Here is a 24,047-nt window from a genome sequence, read left to right as displayed (position 1 = left end):
CTTTGAGCAAAAAAAAATATCCCGGTGCGCGGCAGCATTCCGGGGAGCAGGCAGACCTGGCCTCTGTACTGAAAAACCAGCCGGGACTGAATTCTTTCACCTTTGACGGGCCATGGCCGCTCACGTCATCCTATGACCTGCTGGACAGCATGTATTGCGCCAACAATGGCCGCTATTACGAAACACCGATCAGCTGGTACGGGCTGGCGCGGCAGTTTGGCTATGCGAGCTGGCACCAGTCTGCGCTGATGTTCAAACGCAACGTGCTGGCCGGGTGTTTTATCCCGCACCGGTTGCTGTCCCGTCAGGTGTTCTCTGCCTTTGCGCTTGACTGGTTTGTGTTCGGTAACGCCTATCTTGAGCTGCGATCAAATCTGCTTGGTGGCCCGCTGGGGCTGCGCCATTCACTCGCCAAGTACACCCGTCGAGGTTCCGATCTTGATACCTACTGGTTTATTCAGGCGGGCCTGGATGATCACCAGTTCAGGACTGGCTCAGTGTGCCACGTCATTAACCCGGATATTCACCAGGATATCTACGGTATGCCGGAGTATTTTGCAGGGCTGCTGTCGGCCAACCTGTCGCACTCGGCTGACAAGTTCCGCAAGCTCTACTATGACAACGGCAGCCATGCAGGTTGCATTGTTTACGTGAACAGCGCCATTGCCGATCAGGAAAGTCTCGACAAGCTCAAGAAAACGCTGACGGATACGCGGCGGGGTGGGGCATTCAAGAACATACTGCTGCATGCGCCAGGCGGCGGGAAAGACTCGGTTCAGATCCTGCCGTTCAGCCAGATATCGGCAAAGGATGAGTTTATCGGTGTGAAGTCGGCAACACGCGACGACATTCTTGCCGCGCATCGCGTACCACCACAACTGATGGGCGCCATCCCGGAGGGTAATGGCTCGTTTGGCGATGTGGAAAAAGCTGCCAGGGTGTTTGCCATCAATGAGCTGACACCCGTGATGGAAGCCATGAAACACGTCAATGACTGGCTGGGCGAAGAGGTGATCCGCTTCAACCCTTATGCACTTCTCTCCGACAGCGCCTGAGCATTCCGTCAGACACCATCAGGAGTGGTGGTGTCGCGACTGTACTCCCGAAAATCATTCTAATTTTTTCACCTTCCGGCACTGCCCGTCGCCTGTCGGGCATCGTTTTCCGTACCCCTCACCAGACGCGATGTAAGCCGCTCTGAGGCGGCATTTTCTCACCCGTCCCAGCGCAGGGCCGGAGCGAGTGCGCGGCAATATAGCGCGGCTCAGGCATCAGATCAGAGACAATCTGACCCTTGCCTTGCACCCCAAAGCGCGCGCTTGCTCCCCCGCCTCGCCTGTGCGCTAAACGTACCTCTTTTTGTGCACTTGCAAATGAGGCTACTTGGTGCGTCTGTCTTGGTCAGACACCTCTCCAAAAAAGCGTCAAAATTTTTGCAAAATTGTGCGAATTTATGCACTTAAAAACTATTGATCAGTGAGTTGTCTAATTCATTCCTTTTTAGGAGGCGTCTTTTTCATGTATTTTAATATGTCATTTTCATTTTCGATGTATTTTTGGCAATCTTCATTGCTAATGAAATATACATGTTGTGGATCTTTATTTAACCACTCCAGCTCTATGAATACTTCCATATGTACATAGGTTTCGAGATTTTGATTATTTACCTCTATTCTGTTAGAGATTAATAATTCAGGGCTTATTTTATGGAAATATGTTTTTATTAAATTTTCTTTATGCGCAAAAAAAGTAAAGCAGTTATTGAAGTTAATGTAATAAAATCCATCCTCATTAAAGGGTTTGCTATGCTGTTGGTTTGTTATTCGATGGCCGCGGTATAGTTTATAACTATCTTCTGGCTCGCGTCTCAGGGAATTAATACTTATGAGTTTTATATCGCTGGGTAGAATATTGGGGGTTTTAATTTTTTCAAAATTCAGCTTTGTCTCATCCATGGATCGGATTAGTTTTAACACTAAATCATTAATGATTGATTGTTTATGAATGTTGCTCGACTGCGAATAAAACTCGCCGTTTAAAGGTTTTATTATTTCTCTTTTATCAATGATGAGGTCTAATTTATAGTTGCTATCTTTTTGAAGCCGTGAAATGTTGTCATCTTCAATGAATTCATTCAAATCTTTAAGGAAAGCATTTTGAATGTCGCAGTTATATTTTTCAGTTAATTTCGAATCATATTTACTTGCAATTATTTTATCCATAGTGAGCTGCATTATCTTACTTTTAATTTCTTCGAACGCTGTTATGGAATTATCACGTCTGCTTTCATATCCTACTAGTTGTGGATTGCTTGGTGATATTTCTAGCAACGAAATGATCTGCGAAAAGTATTCAGATTGAAGAATTTTCTCTATTTTATCAATGTCAAATGTAGTTATATTTTTACTATTAATGATCTCTTCAATGTTACGAATGTATATTGTGCTTAGGCCAGTGTTATAAACAGTGCTTTTGAAGAACAATAACGCCAGAGCTACAGATCTATGATATCCATTTTCAATGCTTGATACCTCCATAGAACCAACCTCTTTTAGTGTTGCCTCATGATGGTAGTTATAAAATTTTGATTTTTTTTGAAATAAAATATCATAAGTACTTGGGTTGTAATATATTTCCTTAAAGAACTCAGGATTCAACCACATTAGTAATAATTCTTTTAATTTTGTTATTTCTTCATTGCTATCTTTTATTTCAAGAAGCGGTTTTTCATCAGATTTTTTATATAAAAGATTTAGCCTCGTGCTAATGTAGCTCAAGACAGTAAGAGTGGCATCGATTACCGATGTTTGCCTATCACTCAGAGATTCAATATTGTGATGAGATAGATATTTGATTTTTTTTGTTAAAAAGTCTGAGTTTAAAAAGAAAACTGAATAGTATTTACTGATTAAGTTGTCAAGAGCCATTTTAATATAGTTAATAAAGAGATCTTCATTTTGTGTATACATTACTCTCTCTGTTGAGAACTCATTTATTATTTTTGCGTAATGAATAAATGTTTCTTTATCAAAAATGTAGCGAGGCGCGGCGAACATGTAATCGAAAACCGTAGCTGTGAAAGCATAATATTCATTAAAAAACTTATAAAAAAGCTCTTTATAAAAATAAGCAAGTGTCTCCGGTGAGATGTTTTTTGATGCTGGGGTTTCAATAATCATTCGTTGGAGCTTCTGGAAGATATCTATTTCCATTGAAGATATAATTAATATGCTCAGCGTTTCGATGCAAAAATTAAGCTGGTGGATGTCATTTGTGATTAGAGAGTTTATTAAGCTTTGATTTGTATTGATTTCAATGGAATTATAAAAATAGTCGCTCTCGTCAATTTCTGATGCACTAAAGCAGTCGCTTATTAGTTTATTTAATTTATCATCTGACGTGAAGTCAAAATCTCTATCATGGAAAATATATGCATTTTTGATAAAGGATGCATCATAAAATGACGGTAATAATAATAATTTTATGTCCCCATTGCTATGTTTTTTAAGAATATAGTTATCTAGTTCAATGATTTTATCTTTGCTGAATGCAACCAATACCTTATCTTTTGTGTTATAAGGGTTTATAAGCTGTTTACTTTCTCTTTCCGCGTAGTTTCTGTCATACTCCACAATTAAGGATTGGCGAGTTTTGACGAAATCAATAAATGATTGGGTTGTTATGGTTTTTTTATGATTTTTTGTTTTTATATATTGTCCAATTTCTTTGATTTTGCTCATTAATATATCGGTGACTATCTCTCTTTTTTCTGTAATAAAATATAGGTCTTTGAATATTTTCATGTACTGATAAATAAAATAAACAGAACATGCCATTGATAATGAATAATGTATGACACCTCCACCAACAGCTAAAAAGAAAACTCCAAATAACAAACCGCAAACAGCATCAATGCTAAATTTATAAAATTCATATCTCCGGAGAACCAGCTGTCTGGTAATATGCATAAAATCTTTATTTGATGCTTCAGCAACTTGCTGAACAAACATCGCCATGAAGGTTATTGATAAAGCTGCTATTGTTCCGTGTATTGACAGTATGCTCCCCCAGGTGCTATTTATCCAACCTAGTTTTTGTTTAAATATATCTGCTGAAGAAATAAACAACCAGGTATATTCATCTCCAAACAAATTTTTTTTAAAGAAGAAGAAAGAACCTGCAATTAGAGTGAAAAATAAAAAATATTTTGAAGATTTAACTTCTTTATTTGTCGATTTTGTAATGTGCGAAATTACAGTGTTATTATCCATATTTAAACCTAAAGCCACTTTAGATATTAAGATTAGTCAGTGAGATATCTCATAAAGGTAAGCGATTTTTCTACCCTCTAGCACTGTATCCTATTCCGTCATTAATATTTGTCAACTACATGAAAAAGTTAAGACAATGCTCAATATCATTTGCACATTTTGATAGCAGTTTTCCAACGGTCTATAAATATTTTTTTCTTGTGAGTTGCCAGGGTTTTTCTCCATTGCTTATCTACATCGGTAATAACAAGTTCACCTGTACGTGGGTTCGCGCGATACACGGTATCCAGCGCAGTGACTTCTTCGCCACGCGCCAGCTGTATGGCCTGAATCCGACTGATCTGGATTTTTTTGATCTGTGCCCAAACCTGAACCTGTCCAGCCAGCGTTTCAACTTCTGGCGTAAGGGCTTGCTCTTGCTTCCGTAGTTCACATGCTGCGCGCAGGTAACTTTCGGCGCGTGCCTGATCATATTCCGTGTGCTCACCTGACGTAATAGCGTGCGCCAGCGCCTCAAACTCTTCGGCGGGTGATTTCTTCCGTTCCGGTTTGTAGTTTCGGATGCTCTCAGCAATGCGTTTTTTCTGTTCGCGCGTTAATTGCCCGATCACAATTTGCTCCGGCCCGTCAGCGCCAGCTGATACGGCTATTTCTGACGGTGCTGATGGTGGCGGAGTTGTTTGTTTTTTCGCCTCTGTACAGTTATTGACACGAGTCCAAGAGGGCGCGGACGCGCCCTGAAGGTCAACAGCCAAACCCGTGCCATCTGAAACAGGGGGCTTTATCTTCACGATGCAGTAGGTTTTAAGGCGGGTGATTACCGGTTCAATGTTGACCGCTGGCATGACAAGGCCTTTGATCAGGTTCTGGTATTCGCCATAAGTGTTAGGTTCATCCTTCAACTGATACCAGATGCGAACGACCAGGTTTTTACGTGCGACAAATGCGCCGCCCTGCAACTGCACATACTGCTGCCAGTCGCCAGAGTCGGCAGCGCGATGCAGCTCGCCAAATAGCGGATTTATGCTGTCTGCCAGCGCCTGATCGTGCATCCGGCGCAGTTCGCGCCACACGGAAACCGGCGCGCCGCCTAAAAACTGAAATTGACGAATACCCCAGCAGGAGGCCCAGGCGGTAGCGTGTTTTGCTGTCTCTTTTAACGGTCTGCCGCTTTCGTCGTCGGCTTCGCCATCGAGCGCGTAACCATCGATATTTTTAGAGATGTATTTAACGACATAGCCTGTCGCGCTGCCTTTCTCCGGATCGATATCCTTCATTTCAAAGCGCGGCAACTTGCCATTTCTGCTGCGTAGTTCTTCGGCATCTTCGCGGGTGGCGTAGTCCTGCATTACCTCGCGCAATTCGCTGACATGCTCCGGGGCAGTGAACAATAACCCGTGCCAGTGTGGCGTGCCATCGTGATGGGACTCGGCCACGCGAAGCCCGAATACGGGAATTTCTCGGCGGGCCAGCTCTGCGCGTATCTGCTGCCAGATGCGGTTTAGATACCGTTGTGCCGCGCGTGGGCTTGTGCCGCTCCATTTGGCATTACGGTGCCCGAACATACTCCACGCGTGATAACGTGACGGTGTGGTCAGGGTAAAGAAGCTTCCGGCAAACCCATTTTCATTGGCGATTTTTTCAAAGCCACCAATGCGCGTCATCAGCTCAATGCGCCGTTTTTCCGGGTTGGAGATGCTTTTATCTATCTGCTCAATCAGCGATATGCGTTCTTTTGTGTCCTGATCTTCCAGCTCCAGCTTGCTCATGATCGCGCGGCTACGTTTACGCCGTGTATCCCACTCGCTGACATGGTGTTTGCTGCAATAGGGCGATATGTCGCGTTTCACGTCACCAAACGCGATATGCAGATGCTCGCGCCAGCGAACTGCGTATTTTCTTAATGCGCGATGCCACCAACGAGAATCCAGCATTTTACTGATCGCAGTGGCGAGTTCGTCGAGGCGCAACTTACGTTTGCCCGATCCGGGTGGCGTCTGACGAAAATAGAGAGTCAGGCGCGCGGCTTCGTTATACAGCCACACCGCTGACTGGCGGTCATCCAGTGCCGCTATATCGTCGTTTACTTCGCTGAGAACGCCTGTCATGTAGATGGCGATATCCTGCGCCATCAATTCCACGTCTTCGGCTGAGTAATCCGGCAGGTTATTAAACCGGCGCGTTAGTTCCCCCAGGTTCTTAAACGTGTGGTAAAGCGTATTGAGTTCACTGTATGCCTCGCCATCGCTGTCAACCGGAATGGCATATTGTTCAGTTACAGCCTGAATATGTGGCAGATCTCGCCTGACAATATCCCGCACGGCCAGCCTGGCGATATGGCGGCCTTTCATAGAGTGAATGCTGTCAATGCGCACCGCCAGACGGCGGCGAATGAACAGCGGGAGAGTTTGAAGGGTACGTTTAACCCAGTCTAAAAACTCCTGCTCTTGACCCAGCTCAACGAGATCAACAGCAGGTGTCTTATCGACATAAATGGCCTTTCTTGGTTTGTTCCACTCATAGGCGTACCGGGTAGCATCATCAGAACTACCCGGAAAGGGAGGCGGTGTAGAAGGGGCGCGACGGCCACGGTTTTCCGTGGTCATTTTGTTGCCCCGATGCAGCAGAGCGCTTTACTCATGGATGGAGTTCAACGCACTTTTCACAGCCATTAGCAGGATCGAAACCAATCCACGAGGTGTATGGTTTGCTGTTCGAAACGGCGATCACTTCAGTGGCTTTTTTCCCGTCGCCAGCAGCAACGCCGATCCCCCGCGATGCGCTGATGCGGTGGAGGGTGAAAGCGCGATACAGGGAGGAAACCAGCATTGTGTTGGCGTTGGATGCGATAACCGGCAAGCCTTCCGCCGCCAGTCGTGTTAACACGGATGCCAGGCAATACTGATCGTCTTCACTGAATCCTTTAGTGTGATACGCGGAAAACACGCCGTCATACGGTGGATCGCAGTACACAACATCGCCGCTCTGCACCATGCTCAGCGTTTCTTCAAACCCTGCGCAGATAAAGGTTGCGCGTGTGGCTTTATCAGCAAATGCACGTATCTCGGCTTCTGGGAAATAGGGGGCGCGGTAGTTGCCATATGGCACATTGAAACCACCGCTGCCGTTATAGCGGCAAAGGCCTCGATAACAATGGCGATTCAGGTACAGAAAATAAGCCGCTCTGGTGCTGAGTGGCAAAGCAGCATCCTGATTAAATGCTTCCCTGATGTGATAATAGTCGTCAGAGGTGGGGTAGCTTTCGAAAACGATCTGAGCCAGTTCAATGAACGCGTCACAATCGCTGGCAATGGTGCAATAGAGATTAATCAGGTCGGGGTTGATATCAGCGACGAGATAGGCCGGATAGTCAGTGGCCATCATCACAGCACAGGAACCCGCGAAAGGCTCAACCAGACGCTGACCGCCTGCGGGAAGATGCTGTAACAGATCGGGCATAATGGCGGATTTATTACCCGCCCATTTGAGAATGGTGCTGATCATTTCTTACCCCGGAGATGTTTATTTTTTGATTCGCTGATGGTCTGGCACGTCACGCACAGCTCTACCCCAGGTACGGCAATACGGCGTGCTTCAGGTATTGGCGCGCTGCAACAATCACAGGTCAGGCGGGAAACGGAAGTTTGTTTGCTGCGGGCGTTCAGGATGTAGCGCTCCCGCTCCTCATGTTCGTACTGCTGCGCAATATCAATTTCGTCCGCCATCAGATGATCTCCCCGATGGCATTGGCTACGTTGATCGCCTCTTGTCTCAGAAGCTCACTGGCTTCTTTGTAGCTGAGCTGGCGGCTGGTAATTCTTCCAGCCAGCGAATCCAGCCTCGCCGCCATGGCTTCCAGACGGGCGCGACGTTCATCCATGCGGGCGGCAGTCAGCAGATCGTTCAGACCGGCATCATCGGGGCCGATTTTTGTTGTACGGGTTTCGATATTTCGACGTTGCATTTCTTAAGCTCCATATACCGACGATGTAGAAGGGCGCTGCAATTCTTCAATGCAGTGCTGACGCAAGTTCTTAACGAAATCTTCAGCAATAGAACCTTGAGCGGATAATGTAATTTCACCGTCGCGCTGGGTTTTGATTGTTAACCCCTCGTTTTCTATGGCTGGCAAAATAATATGCAGAATGAAATTAAACTGATCTCGTCTCGTCATGGTGTTTCCTCTTTTCAGGGATGAGTTAATCCGCCACTGTTTTAAATAGTGGTGAGAGCAGGAACGATTTTTTAAGACCGAATTAGTTAATCAGTTTTTTAATTAATTCGGTTAGTGTGGTAGCAAATCCTTTATTAACCTTTCGGACATAAATAAAAGGTTTATTCAGTCCTTTGATAAATTGAACTTTGGCCGGTTCGGGCTTAAAAAATCTCCCGTCCGGAGTTTCGAGCCATCCGCGCGAGTTCTTAAAGTGCGTGACCTGACAGCCCTTGCGCAGCAAGCTTGCCAGTGTTGGGCCGTCATCGTGCATGGCTGCCCCCGGCTTTTAACATGTGGTCAACGGTACGCATGGCTTCAGCAAGCGCAAAATCACGGCCCAGATAATTATCATAAGAATTAGAATCATCGCGTTGATTAATTAAATACGTTGCGCATTTAATAATGTTATTGCGCGGTGCCTTTCTTATAGTAAAACCGCGGTAAAGGAAAAGATTTTTACCCGCCTCAATTAAAGGATATTTATTTTTCATTTCACGTCCTTTAACTATTTGCAATGGCATCTTTGAGCATTGCTACTAAATTGACCTCAGGTTTTTCCATCCTTCGTGTTTTGGGGCGAATAATAATACGGCCATCTTCCATCATGCCCCGGCATGTCTCGAATGGTATTCCTGTCATTTCTGAATACCGCTTAAGAGAAACGTAGGGTGTGCTCACATTAATATTGATTGTGATCCCAGACATTTTTCACTCCTTTTATTCGGACTTGTTAGCAGTTGAGACGTGAAGAAGTGACTCAAGTCCACGAAGGAAAATGACACGTACCATATTGCTGGCTGAGCGGCTTTCTTTCTCGGCCATTTCTTCAATGATGTGTCGTTCTTCAGGATTGAGTCGCAGCGGCAGAGGGCGACCGGCCACTGAATTTTTAGGGGTTCGAGACCTGCTGGTGTAGTTAGCTTGCGTCATAGTGGTATATTGTGATCTGCTAAGTGTTCGTGAATCACATTGTGGTATTCGTTTGAATACCTGTGCCAAGGGTTTTTGTATGCGAGAGAATATCGGGGCGCGTCTGAAAGAGGAACGCGAACGCCTTGGCTTAAGTCAGTTAGCTTTTGGCGACGTGGGTGGAGTGAAAAAATTGGCGCAATTGAATTACGAAAAAGGCGAGCGGTATCCGGATGCGTCTTATCTTTTCGCAGTATCAAAACTTGGGGTAGACGTTCAGTTTGTTGTCACAGGGGTTCGGTCTGCTGAAGCTCTAAACGAGGATGAACAACATCTAATCAATCTATTTCGTTCTGCTCCTATTGCCGTTAAAGCTGCTGCTCTTGCTGCTCTGAATGCCGGAAATTTGGCGTCAGATACGGCAATAAATGTCACCGGACATGGGAACCGTGTAGCGGGAAGGGATTTCAGCGAAAATAAAAAGTAAGGATGTTTAATGACGGTAAATTCTACTGGAAATCAAAACCGCAATGCGGGCCGCGACTTTAATGAAAATAACATCCAGATAGAACGGCTTGATGCACAGCGAACAATCAATATAGCGATACCTTCTACAGAGGGAGACGAGCGCCCACTCGTAAAAGCACAGCGTAAAGAACTTAATAAGTTAGTTCTTTCCATAGCTGAAGCGGGGGAAGGTGAAGCCTATGAAATCTGGCAAAGAATGCATGCAGAAATTGGCGTCTCAAGCATTGATGAAATGACGGTTAATCAGTACCAGACAGCCGTTAGCTTCCTTCAGGCAATACTGGAACGCTGTAAAGATGGTGACGCAAGGAAAGCGCTTGTCCATTTGTTGCTGAGAAATAGCGAGGAAGGGGACTCCCGGCAACGTCTCATTCGTTTTTGCCATATCAATTTTGGTACCGGAAGATTTAATGATCTTACGCGCCCGCAGCTACAGATGGCTCTGTCCTGGCTGGACGAAGAAAATCAAACGAAACCAGCGAATGAATCAACAAACAATCGCTCTGATATTGCAACCTGGCTAAAAGATTATCCCAAAGAAATTATCGTCGTTTTTATTGTAGGTTTGGTCGTGGGTGCTCTCTTTTTTTAGAGAGTAATAATATATCACTCAACAAGAGGTGATTAGTTATGACGGAACTCAGCACATTTAGTTATGTTAGAAACAGAAGTAAGTTATTTGCCAATCTGATAAGCATCATTGATGGTCTATTAAGTGACGGTGCTCTTGATAGTAAAGAAGTGCTCTACCTTGATACTTGGCTGCTTGAGGCTGAGGCTATCAGTAATAACTACTGCGTGAAAACAATTAAGCGCAGGCTTTCCGATATCCTTGCTGATGGGGTGATAGAAAAAGTCGAATTGGAATTTCTGAAAGCGGATTTAATTACTATTCAAAAAGACTTATTGGACATTCCTAATATAGATCTCTTCTCTGAAGACGCAGATAAGCACTTACTGGAAGGTTTATGCAAGGGAATGATTGCCAATCAGGAACTCAATGAGAGTGAAATTCGCTATCTTAATTGGTTCCTCTCAAAAAATGCGGCATTGAAAAACAACTACCCCGGCAAAGAACTTTACGCAGTGGTTAAGCAGATCCTGGATGATGGGGTTATCACTGAGGAAGAGCGCAACACCTTAAAATCTGCATTAATAGATTTTACTGGCAGTAATATTGAAGAAGGCGTCGTTGATGGCCTTTCAACATCCTTACCTCTTGATACTATTGATTCGCTTGAGCTTGATGGTGCTACGGTGTGTCTTACGGGAGAATTTTTGCATGGTAAGCGAAGCGTTTGCGAAGATGAGTTCCGTGCGTCAGGTGCAAAGATTAGCTCCACTGTTACACAAAAAATTGATTATCTGATAATTGGCACGCTTTGCGCGAGGGACTGGCGGTTCCAGTCCTACGGAAGAAAGATTGAGAAGGCGGTATCTTATCGCGATGAGAAAGGTACTAAATTGAAAATTATTAGCGAAGAGCAATGGAAGAGCTTTGCCTAAATGACCGTTCGTAAGCTTCCTTCCGGCAAATGGCTCTGCGAATGCTACCCGCATGGTGCAACCGGAAGCCGTACACGTAAACAGTTCGCCACGAAAGGTGAGGCGCTCTCTTATGAGCGCCGGTTAATGAATCGTATTTCCACGGAGGGGGTTGGTAGTGGTTCCGGCCCTCATCTGTCGGAACTTATTGATCGCTGGTATGAGATGTATGGAAAGGCACTTACTTCCGGTGAAGAGCGCAAAAACAAACTGCTGGCGATCTGTGAAAGGCTAAATGACCCATTTGCGACAGATTTTAATAAAAACGTATTCGCTGTTTATCGTGAGCGTCGACTAAGTGGCGAATGGAATCCGAAGGGTAAGAAGAAGCTAAGCGAAGCAACCGTGAACCGTGAACAGTCGTATCTACATGCTGTATTTGCGGAACTGAAACGCCTGGGCGAATGGCAGGGAGAAAACCCGCTATCAGGTATCCGGAAGTTTAAAGAGGAAGAGCAGGAATTGGCGTTCCTTTATCAGAGTGAGATCGATCACCTTCTTGCCGCATGCGATGAGTCCCGTAACCCTGATTTAGGTATTGTTGCTCGCATTTGCCTGGCAACCGGCGCCCGCTGGGGAGAAGCTGAAGGGCTTAAACAGTCTCAGATCTTGCCTGGGCGAATCACCTATACCCGAACTAAAGGCAAAAAGAATCGCACGGTTCCCATTTCGCCAGCCCTTAGCCAACTGCTACCGAAGAAGCGAGGGGCGCTATTCACTCCCTGCTATGAGGCATTTAAGGCGGCAGTGAAAAGGGCGGGGATTGAGCTGCCGGACGGTCAACTTACCCATGTGCTACGGCATACCTTCGCCAGCCATTTTATGATGCGTGGCGGTAATATTCTGGTGCTCCAACGCATACTCGGCCACACCGACATTAAGATGACAATACGGTACTCTCATTTCGCGCCGAGCCATCTGGATGCTGCTGTTGCGCTTAATCCATTTGATAACCGGGCCAGCAGTGAAACAAGCAGTAACGAGATAACCGAATCGTGTTCAGAATAGCTAACGTTATTGCTTGTTTATTTCATTTTTACATAGAGACATGAAGCGTGTAGCGGTTAAAAAAGACTGCTCCGCTTCTTTATTAGACATACGGCGTGAAAGCTCATAATCAGCACGATTTCTATTGAAACGCTCTTGTCGTAAAAAAATAGAAAGCCTCTTTCTCGTTCGCGCAGATAGCTTTTCGTTTGGTTCTCTATCAGCATTCTGAAGGTACTGAATCAATGCTGCATGATGATTTTGGCTTGAAGGAGGATTAGATTCAAGAGCCTCCAAAACAGCATGAAACATTGCATAATAGGAACGTGATATAGCAGAGCGATATGCGGCCTCACTCTGGATATTCATTAATGCTTCAGCAACATCAAGAATATCTTGCGACTTTAGTGAATATGTCATCTTCGCTGTTTTCCTGCGAATTATCTTTAACTTCTTCCCATAGAAACTGAGGAGTTAATTGGCAATTATCGAGTTGAGTAGTGTCACAAATCAAATCGACAAGTGCAAAATTCATATCGACAATTTTCTCGACTGATGTGTCATAACAAACCGTGCGATAACTCCCCCCACAACTAGCATCAATAGCAGTGGCATATTTCTTCACTTTAAATTTATCAAGAATTTGATGGATAAATCTGGAGATCAAGACAAATTGTTCTTGATTGCACCCTGAGACGTCATATGCGGAAGACAGTCGTTGATCCTCAAAGTCTCTTAGAAAAATGAGTTCTTCTCTAAGGCTAGCATCATTTATCAATTTGATCGTGTTGTCGAAATTTTCCAGGAAGTTATCCCGACGCCCCAACCGCAATGATTCAAAGGCAGCACATAGGTTGAGGTAAGCAGAATACGGGTATACAGATGCTAGCCTGATTGCAACTTCTGAGTACTTAGCTGAAGAATATGTACATACCAACGCAAAAAGGTAATTTTTGCCAACAGAAGCATCTTTTACCCATTGGCATGCATATTCAAAGGTGCTGATCATATGGTTTAGATCGCCCTTTACAGCATAAAGAAAAGCAGTAGCTGTGTAGTATATCGTTGGTTCGTTCTGGGCGTATGAAATCTCTCTTTCCATCCGTCGCATAGTAAAATTATCAGGTACTGTCCCATTACTCAGATGATGAGCGAATTCAGTGATCAGTTTGCCTGCTGCTAAAAGCGGCTTCATCATAAGTGATTGTATGATCCTAGATTGGATAAAAAATCCGTGTAAACAGTTTTTTTAGTGTATCAGAAGTGGCGATAAGAAACACGTGGTGCTCTGTATAAGCCATCATAAGCCAGCATATATTAGTATAATTATCATAATGTTATGATTTTAAAAGCGGCTCGATAGTTTTTAAAATCCCTCGGCGTTCGCGCTGTGCGGGTTCAAGTCCCGCTCCGGGTACCATGGGAAAACAACAATAAAATCAATGATAAGCAGTGTCGTGAAACCGCCCTTAAAGGCGGTTTTTTTATGCCTGTTTTCCAGCCTTCGCCATCCTTTCGCCATTCGGTTTCATATTATGAAGAGGGCATTGCTGCCCTGCAAGCCACCGGAATTACTGAAACCTTGCGGTTGTATCTCACCGTTGGCGAGACGTTTTATATCCTTAAATTTTCTGCTTTCATTTCGCATTCCTTCCGGAGCGGTAATTAAATCCGTACATTTGCTGGTGCGGGTATGCTTCCTCGTGCCTGTGCTACGGCAAGCTTCTCCATACAGCGTCGTGGGGAGTGAACAGGATGTTGATCATTAATGGCGGGAAGGGCGGTGTGAGCATATACATTGAACATGCCAGCACTCACACCTGATGGCGGTGATTAACCGACTTCCGGCAACAACCCGGCGACGATAGAGAACTGAATAACAATAATCGCGATGCCGCAGGCAAAAATCAGACACAGCGCCGGTTTGCCGCCGAGTACGCGATAACCGCTTTGCGGATGATGCTTGCGGCTTTGCCATGCCAGTATTGAAGGCAATAACAGCGCCAGCACGGAAAGTGCAACACCGGCATAGCCCAACGCCATTACAAAGCCACGCGGATAAAACAGCGCGAACGCCAGCGGTGGCAGAAAAGTGATCGCGCCTGTCTGTAAACGCCCTGCGACAGTGTTGCGACGCTGGAACAAATCGGCAAGGTAGTCAAACAGACCGAGCGATACACCAAGGAAAGAGGTTGCAAGCGCCAGGTCGGCAAACAGATGTACCGCTAACTCAACATGTGGCGACGCCACCACTTCGCGTAATGCCTGCAACAGACCGTTAAGCCCGGCCTGGCTGGCCAGCAGCCCGATAAAGGTCGAAGAATCAATACTGCCAAGCGTTGCCAGTTGCCAGAAAATATAGGCCACCAGCGGGATGGCGCTGCCGGTGATAAACACCCCGCGCAGTTTACGAATATTTCCGCCCATATAACTGACGATGCTTGGGACGCTACCGTGAAAACCAAACGAGGTAAAAATGACCGGAATGGCAGACAGCGCCAGACCTTTTTCCAGCGGCATGGTCAGCAAATTAGCATTATGGATATGTGGCATTAGCAGCGCCAGCATCACTACCAAGAACAAGAGCTTAGCGCTGAACAGGAAACGGTTAAACAGGTCGACCAGGGAGGTTCCTGCGCACACTATGCCACCGGCAACGAGAGTGAACAGCAACACGCCGGTAATGGGCGAAAGCGACAAGTTAAGCCACGCACTGATGCTTGCTGCCAGCAATTCGCCTGCGCCGCTAATATATGCCGCCGTCAGCGCATACATCAAAAACATCATGCTAAAGCCTGTCACCCACTGACCATATTTCCCCAGATAACGCCGGGCCAGCGATCCAAGCCCGGTATCTGCCGGAACATGCTGATAAACCTCCAGCAGAAGAAGGGCTGTGTAACACATCACTGCCCACAAGCAGAAAAGTAAAACTAAAGTGGTCGCAAAACCTACGCCTGCCGCTGCCAGCGGCATTGCCAGCATTCCCGCGCCGATGGTTGTTCCGGCGACGATAAAAACACTACCCAGTGTTCGATTCTTCACGCTTTCCTCTGTAATAAAACACACTGCCAGCTCAAGATGCGGCGCAGAGTAAGGCAAATCAGTGGTTTCGTCAAACAACCGTTACATGCGCTGTATTCATTTCTTTACGAGGGGTTTCTTAGGGCGTCTGCACAGAGAAATTGTCGGATTTGCCTACTTCATCAGGAGGATGTTTTTACGTAACAATTCAGCGTAACTTAAAAAATATTCTAAATTTTCAAAAATATTGAGGGTTGGCAATGCCGGAGACTAATCCCTTTACAGCACGATGGACGCGCAACGGCAACCTGCTTTGTCACGGTCACTGGGAAATTAGCTGGCAAGGGGCAGAGATAGCATTGCCAGAGCCTTGCCAGGAAAAGGATATGGGGACGTGGGCAATCTATTCGATCATTGACCCGGATGATGAAACCTTCGCTCAGGGCTTACCGGAAGATGAGTGGATTATTGACAACGTCGACTGGCTGACCGATCTGTTCTACGCAAACGGTATCCCGCTGGAAACGGCAAATTATCGCTACTTTTACCATGCCGTGAATAAGCAGGACTGGCGCTGTACCAGTTGTGCCGGATGCATGTAAACCTGTTTTAGCGCAACACCCGCTTGAAATGCTGAATTTATAATGCATCTTTTTCGGGGAGGATCTATGACATCCATTCACGGTCATGAAGTGTTGAATATGATGATTGAAACAGGCGAGCGCTACTCAAACGAGAGTCTGACGGCGGCAATTATTCATCGGTTTGGCGAAGCGGCGCGTTTTCATACTTGCTCAGCGGAAGGAATGACGGCGGCTGAACTGGTCGCGTTTCTGGCGTCACGCGGAAAGTTTATTCCGGCGGAAGAGGGTTTTTCTACTCACGAAAGTAAAATTTGCAGGCATTAATATAAGCGGTAAAGAATTTTCTTTACCGCCCGTAATATTAGTTTTGCGTGTCCAGCGTCGCCAGTTCTTTATCGATGAAATAGAGACCTTCGCCGCTTTTACCTGCCAGTGTTAATTTATCAATCACTGATTTAAACAGTTTTTCTTCTTCATGTTGTTCCGCCACATACCATTGCAGGAAATTAAATGTTGGATAATCCTGAGTGGTCATCGCGACATGTGCCAGTTCGTTAATTTTCTGCGTGATCAGTTGTTCATGTTCGTACGTTGCGCGGAACAGAACGTCGAGCGAAGCATAATCAGCCACCGGCGATTCAATGGTATTGATACGTGGCAGGCTGCCGGTGTCAGTCAGATAATCAAACAGGCGCTGCATATGCGTCATCTCTTCCTGTGCGTGACGACGCAGAAACGCGGCCGCACCTTCAAAACTATGGTAGCTGCACCAGGCGCTCATCTGCTGATAAAGCAGGGAAGAAAACAGTTCCAGATTCATTTGTTCATTTAATTTTTCGATCATCTCTGCTTTTAACATGGCGCGACTCCATAAATATAATTATCAGGCGTAAGGAGCGCTCACTATAATTTGTTATTTAATTATTTGCAAAAGGTAAAATAAAAAATAAATGTATTAAGAAGAGAATGAGAATAACACGCATTGGCGGGGATTAATTAAATAAATGAGAATTGTTTTTATTTTTAATAAAAAGATAAGCCAGTAGAATTATACTGGCTTAAGAATTTACCAGGTCGGTTTGGTTTGCGTAAACGCCACGCCACGGCACTGATATTGAATTGTCACTTTCGTATTCATACAGACCGACCCGCTAATCAGGCTGCAGGTTTGCACCGGCTGACCGTAAGGTACTGCGGTGGCATAACCCATCTGCTGGCACTGTTTATTAGCAGTCCCCTGCGCGGTGTAAGCGTCGTATTTTGCAGTTTGCATCATCGACTGGTTATAGCTCAGGCGTACCAGGCCGCTGATGGTATCCACGCTACTGACTTCCGCTTGTTTCGTCATCGTGCATCCCGCGAGCAGGAGCAGCGAGGCGGCTACAACTATTCTCTTCATGAAATCACTCTGTTTCATTTTGGCATGATCTCATCTTATCGCGTTGATTTGCAGGCAATCGACAGAATAACCCGCCGAACAGCCTCTACTAATCGCGACGACATTGCACGAAGAGCAAAAACTGTGAGCCTGCTTCTGATTTTTAAAACCATTTTTCATTAAATTTGAAAGTATGTTTGTCAGGTAGTAAGGTTTACCCAACCTTTGCTATCTGAAGCATGTCACAGGAGATCTAAAATGAAAATTGCACTGATGATGGAAAACAGCCAGGCGGCGAAAAACGCCATCATCCTCAAAGAGCTGAAGACGGTTGCCGATGAGAAAGATTTCCCGGTATTTAACGTCGGGATGAGCGATGAGAACGACCACCATCTGACCTATATCCACCTTGGTATTATGGCCAGTATTTTGCTGAATGCCAAAGCAGTGGATTTCGTGGTAACCGGCTGTGGCACTGGCCAGGGCGCGCTGATGTCACTGAATATCCATCCGGGTGTGGTGTGCGGTTACTGTATCGATCCGGCGGATGCTTTCCTGTTCGCGCAGATCAACAACGGTAACGCACTGGCGCTGCCGTTCGCGAAAGGTTTTGGCTGGGGCGCGGAACTGAACGTGCGCTTTATCTTTGAGAAAGCCTTTACTGGCCGCAAAGGGGAAGGTTACCCGCCGGAGCGCAAAGAACCGCAGGTGCGCAACGCGGGCATTCTGAACCAGGTCAAAGCGGCAGTGGTAAAAGAGAACTATCTCGATACACTGCGTGCGATCGACCGTGAACTGGTGAAAACCGCCGTTTCTGGTGAGCGTTTCCAGAAGTGCTTCTTTGAAAACTGCCAGAATAAAGAGATTGAAGCCTTCGTTCGCGAAGTCCTCGCCTGATAATAAAAAGCCGCAACGTCTGTTGCGGCTTTCTTCTTTTTCCTTTCCTGCATCAGGCTTTCTGTTTACGCGACACGGCGCTACCCGCATCCTTTGCTAGCCGCAGCGTATCAATCATGCCTACCAGACAAATCAGCGCAATAAACACAAACGCCAGTCGAAAGCTGATCCCCTCAACGGCGGTTATGTGCAACCACGTACTGACATGCTCGCCAATGCGAATACCAATTGCGCCCAGCGTAATGCCTAAGCCCACCGCTAATTGTGTTGCCGTGCTGAATAACGTGTTGGCATAACTCATTTGCAGCGACGGTACATCGGCAAATGCCAGCGTGCTGACGCCGGTGAACTGCACCGAACGGAACACGCCGCCGAGATAAAGGATCATAAATGTCATCCACACCGGTGTGTGGGAAGTCAGTAATGCACAGGCCAGCAGCGCCAGCACATTGAGCGCACCATTGATTAACAGCAGCTTTTTGAAACCCAGCCAGCGGATAAGCGGCGTAGTGGCAGGTTTGATGGAAAGATTGCCGGCAAACACCGCCAGCACTAACAACCCGGCGTGGAATGGATCCATGCCGAATCCGACCTGAAACAGCAGCGGCAACAGAAACGGCACGGCGCTAATTGAGGCGCGAAACAGTGAACCGCCGTACATGGTTACGCGAAATGTCGGCACTTTCATGGCGTCGAGACGGATCATCGGCCACGTTGCGCGCCGGAAATGGCGCAGGGTAAAAATAAGCGTTAGCGCACCGAGTACCAGCAAACTAACGGTTAGCGCGCCTTGCGGATGTTCAGAACCCAACGCCTCCATGGCGTACACCAGGCTGACCATCGCCACAGACGTGGCAATAAAACCCGGCAAGTCGAATGGACGGCGCTCCTCTTCGCGGATATTGGGGATAATGCGTAACGCCAGCGCAATCGCCAGCAGGCCCAGCGGCACATTAATAAAGAAGATCCAACGCCAGTTGGCATAGTGGGTAATAAAACCGCCGAGTGGTGGGCCAATAATAGGTGCGACCAGCGCGGGCCAGGTCAGCGTGGCAATAGCGGTAATAAGCTGGTGTTTCGGTGTGGTACGCAACACCGCGAGGCGGCCGACCGGGACCATTAACGCACCGCCGATACCTTGTAAAATCCGCATTGAGACAAACATATCAACGCTGGTCGACAGCCCGCAAAGCACCGAGGCGAGAGTAAAGATAGCTAGCGCCAGCGAGAAGACATTGCGCGCGCCAAAGCGGTCGGCAATCCAGCCGCTGGCGGGGATCAGCACCGCAAGCGTTATCAAATAGGCACTGATACCAATATTGAGCGCGACGGCTTCTACGCCAAAGGTTTTTGCCATATCCGGCAACGCCGTGGCGATCACCGTGCCGTCGATAAACTCCATAAAGAAAGCGCCGGCTACCAGTAGCGCAGCGGGAGAAAGACCTCCTGTCTTTCGCGAAAGGGTGCTTTCACTCATTATGGGGCTGCCATTTGCAAAAATAATTGAGGATGCTAAAAAATATTTTAGCGCGCTAACCGCAGGATTTATAATTGGATTTTTAACAAAGTTACCGCATTTTTGATTTTTGAAACGTGATTTCCATCACATTGAACTTGCTTTTTGTGATGCAGGTCATATTATATGCGCATTGAGACGTAACACCTGCATAACACATCGCCGGAGTAAAAGATGAAGCTGCGTAAAATCCTGAAGCATATGTTTGAAACCTATTGCAAGACTTTCAAAGACGTACCGCCAGGCGCTATGTTCTGATGATAAAAAAACCTGCCGTGAGCAGGTTTTTTTATGCCCGCACTTCGGCGACAGAAGGGGACAAAACTACTCTTGCCTGATATTTCCCGCTACTATGACGCCCTTTAGTAAAGGAGCTTCATATGTCGCAAAATCTTTCTGCTGACCAGGAACTGGTCTCTGATGTCGTAGCCTGCCAGCTGGTCATTAAACAAATCCTTGATGTTATCGACGTTATCGCGCCGGTTGAAGTGCGTGAGAAAATGGCGAACCAGTTAAAAAGCATCGATTTTTCCACCCATCCGGCAGCCGCCGATCCGGTGACGCGCCGCGCTATCCAAAAAGCCATCGCTTTAATTGAACTGAAATTCACTCCGCAGGGCGAAGCGCACTGATTTTATTCTTGCTGTGTTGCGCCTGCCGGTCTGTGACACAGCGGGGATTTTGAAACGTTGTTTTGATCAACAATAACGCCACTGAATTCAACCAACCTTGCACAAAAGGAGTCGGGAATGAAAAAAGTGGCGGTGTTGTTGGCGCCCGGTTTTGAAGAAGCGGAAGCGATTATCACCATTGATATTTTGCGCCGCTTGCAGATAGAGGTCGAAACGCTGGCCTGTGCGGAATCCCGCGCGGTGGTCAGTTATCACAATATCCCCATGGTGGCAGACAGCACGCTGGCCGAGCGGCAGCAAACGCTGTATGACGCTATCGTGTTGCCCGGCGGCCCGCAGGGCAGCGTCAACCTCGCCGCCAACCCGGCGGTGCTGCAGTTTGTTGAACATCATGACGCGGTGGGCAAATTCATTTGCCCAATCTGTTCGGCCGCTGCGCGCGTGCTGGGCGCTAACGGCTTACTGAAAGGTCGCCGCTATGTTTGCTCCGGCGATTTATATGAAAACGTGCGCGACGGCGAATACGTTGATGCGCCGGTGGTGGAAGATGGCAACCTAATCAGCGGCAAAGGTCTGGGGCTGGCTTTCGATTTTGCTTTAACGATAGCCGCGCGCCTGCAAGGGAACGAAATCGCGGCGCGAGATCACGCCGAGCATATCTACTATAGCTGGTGATTTTTCTGCCCGGATGCACCCTGTATCCGGGCACAAGGATAAGCTGGCTGATGTTATGGATTATTCTGCTTTTACCCTTCTTATTTGTCAGACAAAAACGGCTGATTTTATGTGATAAATCGCTGAATTTATGTACGGAATTACTGTAATTCAGCCGTGTGATGCCGCTCTCCTATGGAGAATCAATTTCCCGCTAAAACTATTTCCAGCACAGAGCTCCAGTGATGTATGGACTCTAATGCCTTGTTTTATGAACTTTTAAAAGACCTGATGAGTTGTTTTCCCTACATAAAAGAATGCTAAAGCTGGAGTTTACCATGCACAAATTCACTAAAGCGTTGGCGGCCATCGGCCTGGCTGCCGTTATGTCACAATCCGCTATCGCTGAAACCATGAAGCTCGGATTTCTGGTTAAACAACCGGAAGAGCCATGGTTCCAGACGGAGTGGAGATTCGCCGACAAGGCAGGCAAAGATTTAGGTTTTGAAGTGATCAAAATCGCCGTTCCTGACGGCGAGAAAACCCTGAACGCCATTGATAGCCTGGCGGCCAGCGGCGCGAAAGGGTTTGTTATCTGTACTCCCGATCCGAAACTGGGTTCGGCAATTGTTGCCAAAGCCCGCGGCTACGATATGAAAGTCATCACCGTGGACGACCAGTTCGTCAACGCCAAAGGCGAGCCTATGACCTCGGTGCCGTTAGTGATGATGGCGGCGAGTGAGATTGGTGCACGTCAGGGCGATGAGTTGTACAAAGAGATGCAAAAACGCGGCTGGGATGTGAAACAGACCGGCGTGATGGCAATTACGGCTAACGAACTGGATACCGCTCGCCGCCGTACCACTGGCTCCATGGACGCGCTGAAAAAAGCCGGTTTCCCGGAAAAACAGATCTACCAGGTGCCGACGAAATCGAACGATATCCCCGGTGCGTTTGATGCCGGTAACTCCCTGCTGGTACAGCATCCGGAAGTGAAACACTGGTTGGTGCTGGGCATGAATGACAACACCGTGCTTGGCGGCGTGCGTGCCACGGAAGGGCAGGGCTTTAAAGCGGCGGACGTTATTGGTATCGGCATTAACGGTGTGGATGCGGTGAGCGAACTGTCCAAAGCACAGGCGACGGGCTTCTTCGGTTCTCTGCTGCCAAGCCCGGACGTTCACGGCTACAAAACCAGTGAGCTGCTGTACAACTGGGTGACCAAAGGCGTGGAACCGCCGAAATTCACCGCCGTTACGGATGTGGTGCTGATCACTCGCGATAACTTCAAAGAAGAGCTGGCGAAAAAAGGACTGTAATTCTCTGTTGGTTGCGCTCCCCGCATAAGCGGGGAGCCAGACGTACAATGAACTGTTTTGCGGAGACGTTATGCAACAGTCTACTCCTTATCTCTCGTTTCGCGGCATCGGTAAGACATTCCCCGGTGTAAAAGCGCTCAGCGAGATCAGTTTTGATTGTTATGCCGGGCAGGTTCACGCCTTGATGGGCGAGAACGGTGCCGGTAAATCAACGCTACTAAAAATCCTCAGCGGCAACTACGCGCCGACAACCGGTACGCTGGCAATAAAAGGAGAAGAAGTCTCCTTCGCCGATACCACCGCCGCGCTGAACGCCGGGGTGGCCATTATTTACCAGGAGCTGCATCTGGTGCCGGAAATGACCGTCGCCGAGAACATCTACCTGGGTCAGTTGCCGCATAAAAGCGGCATTGTGAACCGCTCCCTGCTCAACTATGAAGCAGGTTTGCAGCTTCAACATCTGGGGCTGGATATCGACCCACAAACGCCGCTGAAATACCTCTCCATCGGCCAGTGGCAGATGGTGGAAATTGCCAAGGCGCTGGCGCGTAACGCCAAAGTTATTGCCTTTGATGAACCAACCAGTTCCCTTTCAGCGCGTGAAATCGACAACCTGTTTCGGGTGATCCGTGAGCTGCGTAAAGAGGGTCGCGTCATCCTTTATGTCTCGCATCGCATGGAGGAGATATTTGCCCTGAGCGACGCCATTACAGTGTTTAAAGATGGCCGTTATGTGCGCACCTTTACCGATATGCAGCAGGTCAATCATGACCAACTGGTTAAGGCGATGGTCGGACGCGAGCTGGGCGATATTTACGGCTGGCAGCCGCGCGAATATGGCGAGCAGCGTCTGCGCCTGGAGCAGGTGAAAGCGCCAGGAGTTCGTATGCCGATTAGCCTGAGCGTGCGCAGCGGGGAAATCGTCGGCCTGTTCGGGCTGGTCGGTGCCGGGCGCAGCGAGTTGATGAAAGGGCTGTTTGGCGGTACACAGATCACCGAAGGGCAGGTGTTTATTGACGGTGAGCTGGTCAATATTCACAAACCTGCTCATGCTATCCGTGCTGGCATGATGTTGTGCCCGGAGGATCGCAAAGCCGAAGGCATTATTCCGGTGCACTCGGTGCAGGAGAACATCAACATCAGCGCCCGGCGTAAATACATTCGCGCAGGGTGTCTCATCAATAATGGTTGGGAGAGCGAAAACGCCGAGCACCACATTCGCTCGCTCAATATCAAAACGCCGGGCGCGGATCAGCTGATTATGAATCTCTCCGGCGGTAACCAGCAGAAAGCCATTCTTGGCCGCTGGTTATCGGAAGAGATGAAGGTGATCCTGCTCGATGAGCCTACGCGTGGGATTGACGTCGGGGCGAAACATGAAATCTACAACGTGGTTTATGCGCTGGCGGCCCGCGGTGTGGCGGTGCTGTTTGCCTCCAGTGATTTGCCGGAAGTCCTCGGTGTCGCCGACCGTATTGTGGTGATGCGTGAAGGTGAAATAGCCGGTGAGTTATTACACGGTCAGGGCGATGAACAGCAGGCGCTGAGCCTTGCGATGCCGAAAGTGAGCCAGGCTGTCGCCTGAGT

28 protein-coding genes are annotated in these 24,047 nt (G+C 47.5%); 13 read left to right on the top strand and 15 right to left on the bottom strand.

Features of this window, described 5'->3' with window-relative positions; translation table 11 throughout:
- The first annotated feature begins 2 nt into the window (after nucleotides 1-2).
- On the top strand, nucleotides 3-1,055 hold the full coding sequence (locus tag ACFX4U_RS05490) for a phage portal protein (protein ID WP_349350539.1): 1,053 nt from the start codon (nucleotides 3-5) through the stop codon (nucleotides 1,053-1,055).
- Between the two features lie 435 nt (nucleotides 1,056-1,490).
- On the opposite strand, the gene ACFX4U_RS05485 is transcribed toward ACFX4U_RS05490, so the two are convergent.
- The 9 genes from ACFX4U_RS05485 to ACFX4U_RS05445 all read right to left on the bottom strand — a co-directional run bounded on the left by ACFX4U_RS05485 (nucleotide 1,491) and on the right by ACFX4U_RS05445 (nucleotide 9,192).
- Nucleotides 1,491-4,271, bottom strand: coding sequence for a hypothetical protein (locus ACFX4U_RS05485; protein ID WP_380218599.1), 2,781 nt, complete (start codon nucleotides 4,269-4,271; stop codon nucleotides 1,491-1,493).
- Nucleotides 4,272-4,417: 146 nt separating this feature from the next.
- Nucleotides 4,418-6,877 (bottom strand): replication endonuclease, encoded by a 2,460-nt coding sequence (locus tag ACFX4U_RS05480; RefSeq protein ID WP_349350541.1) that lies wholly within the window; start codon nucleotides 6,875-6,877, stop codon nucleotides 4,418-4,420.
- Between the two features lie 31 nt (nucleotides 6,878-6,908).
- Entirely contained in the window at nucleotides 6,909-7,772 is an 864-nt protein-coding gene (locus ACFX4U_RS05475; protein ID WP_349350654.1) for a DNA adenine methylase, read from the bottom strand.
- Entirely contained in the window at nucleotides 7,772-7,996 is a 225-nt protein-coding gene (locus ACFX4U_RS05470; RefSeq protein ID WP_349350542.1) for a TraR/DksA family transcriptional regulator, read from the bottom strand. Before ACFX4U_RS05470 ends, ACFX4U_RS05475 begins: the two co-directional genes overlap by 1 nt.
- On the bottom strand, nucleotides 7,996-8,235 hold the full coding sequence (locus tag ACFX4U_RS05465; RefSeq protein ID WP_349350543.1) for a DUF2732 family protein: 240 nt from the start codon (nucleotides 8,233-8,235) through the stop codon (nucleotides 7,996-7,998). Before ACFX4U_RS05465 ends, ACFX4U_RS05470 begins: the two co-directional genes overlap by 1 nt.
- Before the next feature lie 3 nt (nucleotides 8,236-8,238).
- Nucleotides 8,239-8,445, bottom strand: a complete 207-nt coding sequence (locus tag ACFX4U_RS05460) for a hypothetical protein (RefSeq protein WP_086874021.1) — start codon at nucleotides 8,443-8,445, stop codon at nucleotides 8,239-8,241.
- A gap of 82 nt (nucleotides 8,446-8,527) precedes the next feature.
- The gene (locus ACFX4U_RS05455) at nucleotides 8,528-8,758 is read right to left on the bottom strand and encodes a phage filamentation protein Fil family protein (RefSeq protein ID WP_349350544.1); all 231 of its coding nucleotides are present in this window, start codon (nucleotides 8,756-8,758) and stop codon (nucleotides 8,528-8,530) included.
- On the bottom strand, nucleotides 8,748-8,978 hold the full coding sequence (locus tag ACFX4U_RS05450) for a hypothetical protein (RefSeq protein ID WP_349350545.1): 231 nt from the start codon (nucleotides 8,976-8,978) through the stop codon (nucleotides 8,748-8,750). The genes ACFX4U_RS05455 and ACFX4U_RS05450 overlap by 11 nt, the downstream gene beginning before the upstream one ends.
- A 10-nt stretch (nucleotides 8,979-8,988) precedes the next feature.
- Nucleotides 8,989-9,192, bottom strand: coding sequence for a DNA-binding protein (locus ACFX4U_RS05445; RefSeq protein WP_349350546.1), 204 nt, complete (start codon nucleotides 9,190-9,192; stop codon nucleotides 8,989-8,991).
- Between the two features lie 304 nt (nucleotides 9,193-9,496).
- Here ACFX4U_RS05445 and ACFX4U_RS05440 point away from each other — a divergent pair, with 304 nt between their 5' ends.
- The 4 genes from ACFX4U_RS05440 to ACFX4U_RS05425 are packed head-to-tail and all read left to right on the top strand — an operon-like array spanning nucleotide 9,497 to nucleotide 12,477.
- The gene (locus ACFX4U_RS05440) at nucleotides 9,497-9,883 is read left to right on the top strand and encodes a helix-turn-helix transcriptional regulator (RefSeq protein WP_349350547.1); all 387 of its coding nucleotides are present in this window, start codon (nucleotides 9,497-9,499) and stop codon (nucleotides 9,881-9,883) included.
- Nucleotides 9,884-9,892: 9 nt separating this feature from the next.
- The gene (locus ACFX4U_RS05435; protein WP_349350548.1) at nucleotides 9,893-10,516 is read left to right on the top strand and encodes a hypothetical protein; all 624 of its coding nucleotides are present in this window, start codon (nucleotides 9,893-9,895) and stop codon (nucleotides 10,514-10,516) included.
- A gap of 38 nt (nucleotides 10,517-10,554) precedes the next feature.
- Nucleotides 10,555-11,430, top strand: a complete 876-nt coding sequence (locus ACFX4U_RS05430; RefSeq protein WP_349350549.1) for a BRCT domain-containing protein — start codon at nucleotides 10,555-10,557, stop codon at nucleotides 11,428-11,430.
- Nucleotides 11,431-12,477 carry a tyrosine-type recombinase/integrase gene (locus ACFX4U_RS05425; RefSeq protein WP_349350550.1) on the top strand — a complete coding sequence of 349 codons (1,047 nt, stop codon included), beginning with the start codon at nucleotides 11,431-11,433 and terminating at the stop codon, nucleotides 12,475-12,477.
- Between the two features lie 6 nt (nucleotides 12,478-12,483).
- Here ACFX4U_RS05425 and ACFX4U_RS05420 read toward each other — a convergent pair whose 3' ends face one another.
- The 3 genes from ACFX4U_RS05420 to tyrP all read right to left on the bottom strand — a co-directional run bounded on the left by ACFX4U_RS05420 (nucleotide 12,484) and on the right by tyrP (nucleotide 15,501).
- On the bottom strand, nucleotides 12,484-12,876 hold the full coding sequence (locus tag ACFX4U_RS05420; RefSeq protein ID WP_349350551.1) for a hypothetical protein: 393 nt from the start codon (nucleotides 12,874-12,876) through the stop codon (nucleotides 12,484-12,486).
- Nucleotides 12,842-13,654: a hypothetical protein gene (locus tag ACFX4U_RS05415; protein WP_349350552.1), complete on the bottom strand. Its 813-nt coding sequence runs from the start codon at nucleotides 13,652-13,654 to the stop codon at nucleotides 12,842-12,844. Before ACFX4U_RS05415 ends, ACFX4U_RS05420 begins: the two co-directional genes overlap by 35 nt.
- Before the next feature lie 635 nt (nucleotides 13,655-14,289).
- The gene (gene tyrP, locus ACFX4U_RS05410; protein ID WP_313509595.1) at nucleotides 14,290-15,501 is read right to left on the bottom strand and encodes a tyrosine transporter TyrP; all 1,212 of its coding nucleotides are present in this window, start codon (nucleotides 15,499-15,501) and stop codon (nucleotides 14,290-14,292) included.
- A 239-nt stretch (nucleotides 15,502-15,740) separates the two neighbouring features.
- Between tyrP and ACFX4U_RS05405 the strand changes: the two genes are divergently transcribed.
- Both ACFX4U_RS05405 and ACFX4U_RS05400 read left to right on the top strand, forming a co-directional pair.
- Nucleotides 15,741-16,082 (top strand): hypothetical protein, encoded by a 342-nt coding sequence (locus tag ACFX4U_RS05405; RefSeq protein ID WP_313509597.1) that lies wholly within the window; start codon nucleotides 15,741-15,743, stop codon nucleotides 16,080-16,082.
- A 66-nt stretch (nucleotides 16,083-16,148) separates the two neighbouring features.
- Nucleotides 16,149-16,388: a YecH family metal-binding protein gene (locus ACFX4U_RS05400; RefSeq protein ID WP_086874031.1), complete on the top strand. Its 240-nt coding sequence runs from the start codon at nucleotides 16,149-16,151 to the stop codon at nucleotides 16,386-16,388.
- 37 nt (nucleotides 16,389-16,425) lie between these two features.
- Here ACFX4U_RS05400 and ftnA read toward each other — a convergent pair whose 3' ends face one another.
- Nucleotides 16,426-16,923 (bottom strand): non-heme ferritin, encoded by a 498-nt coding sequence (ftnA, locus tag ACFX4U_RS05395; protein ID WP_017458333.1) that lies wholly within the window; start codon nucleotides 16,921-16,923, stop codon nucleotides 16,426-16,428.
- A gap of 207 nt (nucleotides 16,924-17,130) precedes the next feature.
- Nucleotides 17,131-17,463: a YecR family lipoprotein gene (gene yecR / locus ACFX4U_RS05390; protein ID WP_305735701.1), complete on the bottom strand. Its 333-nt coding sequence runs from the start codon at nucleotides 17,461-17,463 to the stop codon at nucleotides 17,131-17,133.
- Nucleotides 17,464-17,700: 237 nt separating this feature from the next.
- On the opposite strand from yecR, the gene ACFX4U_RS05385 reads away from it, so the two are divergent.
- Nucleotides 17,701-18,339: an RpiB/LacA/LacB family sugar-phosphate isomerase gene (locus ACFX4U_RS05385; RefSeq protein ID WP_017458331.1), complete on the top strand. Its 639-nt coding sequence runs from the start codon at nucleotides 17,701-17,703 to the stop codon at nucleotides 18,337-18,339.
- 52 nt (nucleotides 18,340-18,391) lie between these two features.
- Here ACFX4U_RS05385 and ACFX4U_RS05380 read toward each other — a convergent pair whose 3' ends face one another.
- Nucleotides 18,392-19,816 carry an MFS transporter gene (locus tag ACFX4U_RS05380; RefSeq protein ID WP_313509606.1) on the bottom strand — a complete coding sequence of 475 codons (1,425 nt, stop codon included), beginning with the start codon at nucleotides 19,814-19,816 and terminating at the stop codon, nucleotides 18,392-18,394.
- A 213-nt stretch (nucleotides 19,817-20,029) separates the two neighbouring features.
- On the opposite strand from ACFX4U_RS05380, the gene azuC reads away from it, so the two are divergent.
- From azuC to araG, 5 genes are all read left to right on the top strand, one after another.
- Complete coding sequence (gene azuC, locus ACFX4U_RS05375; RefSeq protein ID WP_017458329.1) at nucleotides 20,030-20,113, top strand: stress response protein AzuC; 84 nt, start codon at nucleotides 20,030-20,032, stop codon at nucleotides 20,111-20,113.
- 122 nt (nucleotides 20,114-20,235) lie between these two features.
- Entirely contained in the window at nucleotides 20,236-20,487 is a 252-nt protein-coding gene (locus ACFX4U_RS05370; RefSeq protein ID WP_017458328.1) for a DUF2766 family protein, read from the top strand.
- 117 nt (nucleotides 20,488-20,604) lie between these two features.
- The gene (locus tag ACFX4U_RS05365) at nucleotides 20,605-21,162 is read left to right on the top strand and encodes a DJ-1 family glyoxalase III (protein ID WP_313509609.1); all 558 of its coding nucleotides are present in this window, start codon (nucleotides 20,605-20,607) and stop codon (nucleotides 21,160-21,162) included.
- Nucleotides 21,163-21,479: 317 nt separating this feature from the next.
- Nucleotides 21,480-22,460, top strand: a complete 981-nt coding sequence (locus ACFX4U_RS05360; RefSeq protein WP_131409492.1) for an arabinose ABC transporter substrate-binding protein — start codon at nucleotides 21,480-21,482, stop codon at nucleotides 22,458-22,460.
- A gap of 70 nt (nucleotides 22,461-22,530) precedes the next feature.
- The gene (gene araG / locus ACFX4U_RS05355; protein WP_313507705.1) at nucleotides 22,531-24,045 is read left to right on the top strand and encodes an L-arabinose ABC transporter ATP-binding protein AraG; all 1,515 of its coding nucleotides are present in this window, start codon (nucleotides 22,531-22,533) and stop codon (nucleotides 24,043-24,045) included.
- Nucleotides 24,046-24,047 lie beyond the last annotated feature (2 nt).

The organism is Kosakonia sp. YIM B13588, assembly GCF_042788165.1.
Lineage (GTDB): Bacteria > Pseudomonadota > Gammaproteobacteria > Enterobacterales > Enterobacteriaceae > Kosakonia > Kosakonia sacchari.
This window is presented reverse-complemented; position numbering and strand designations above follow the sequence as displayed.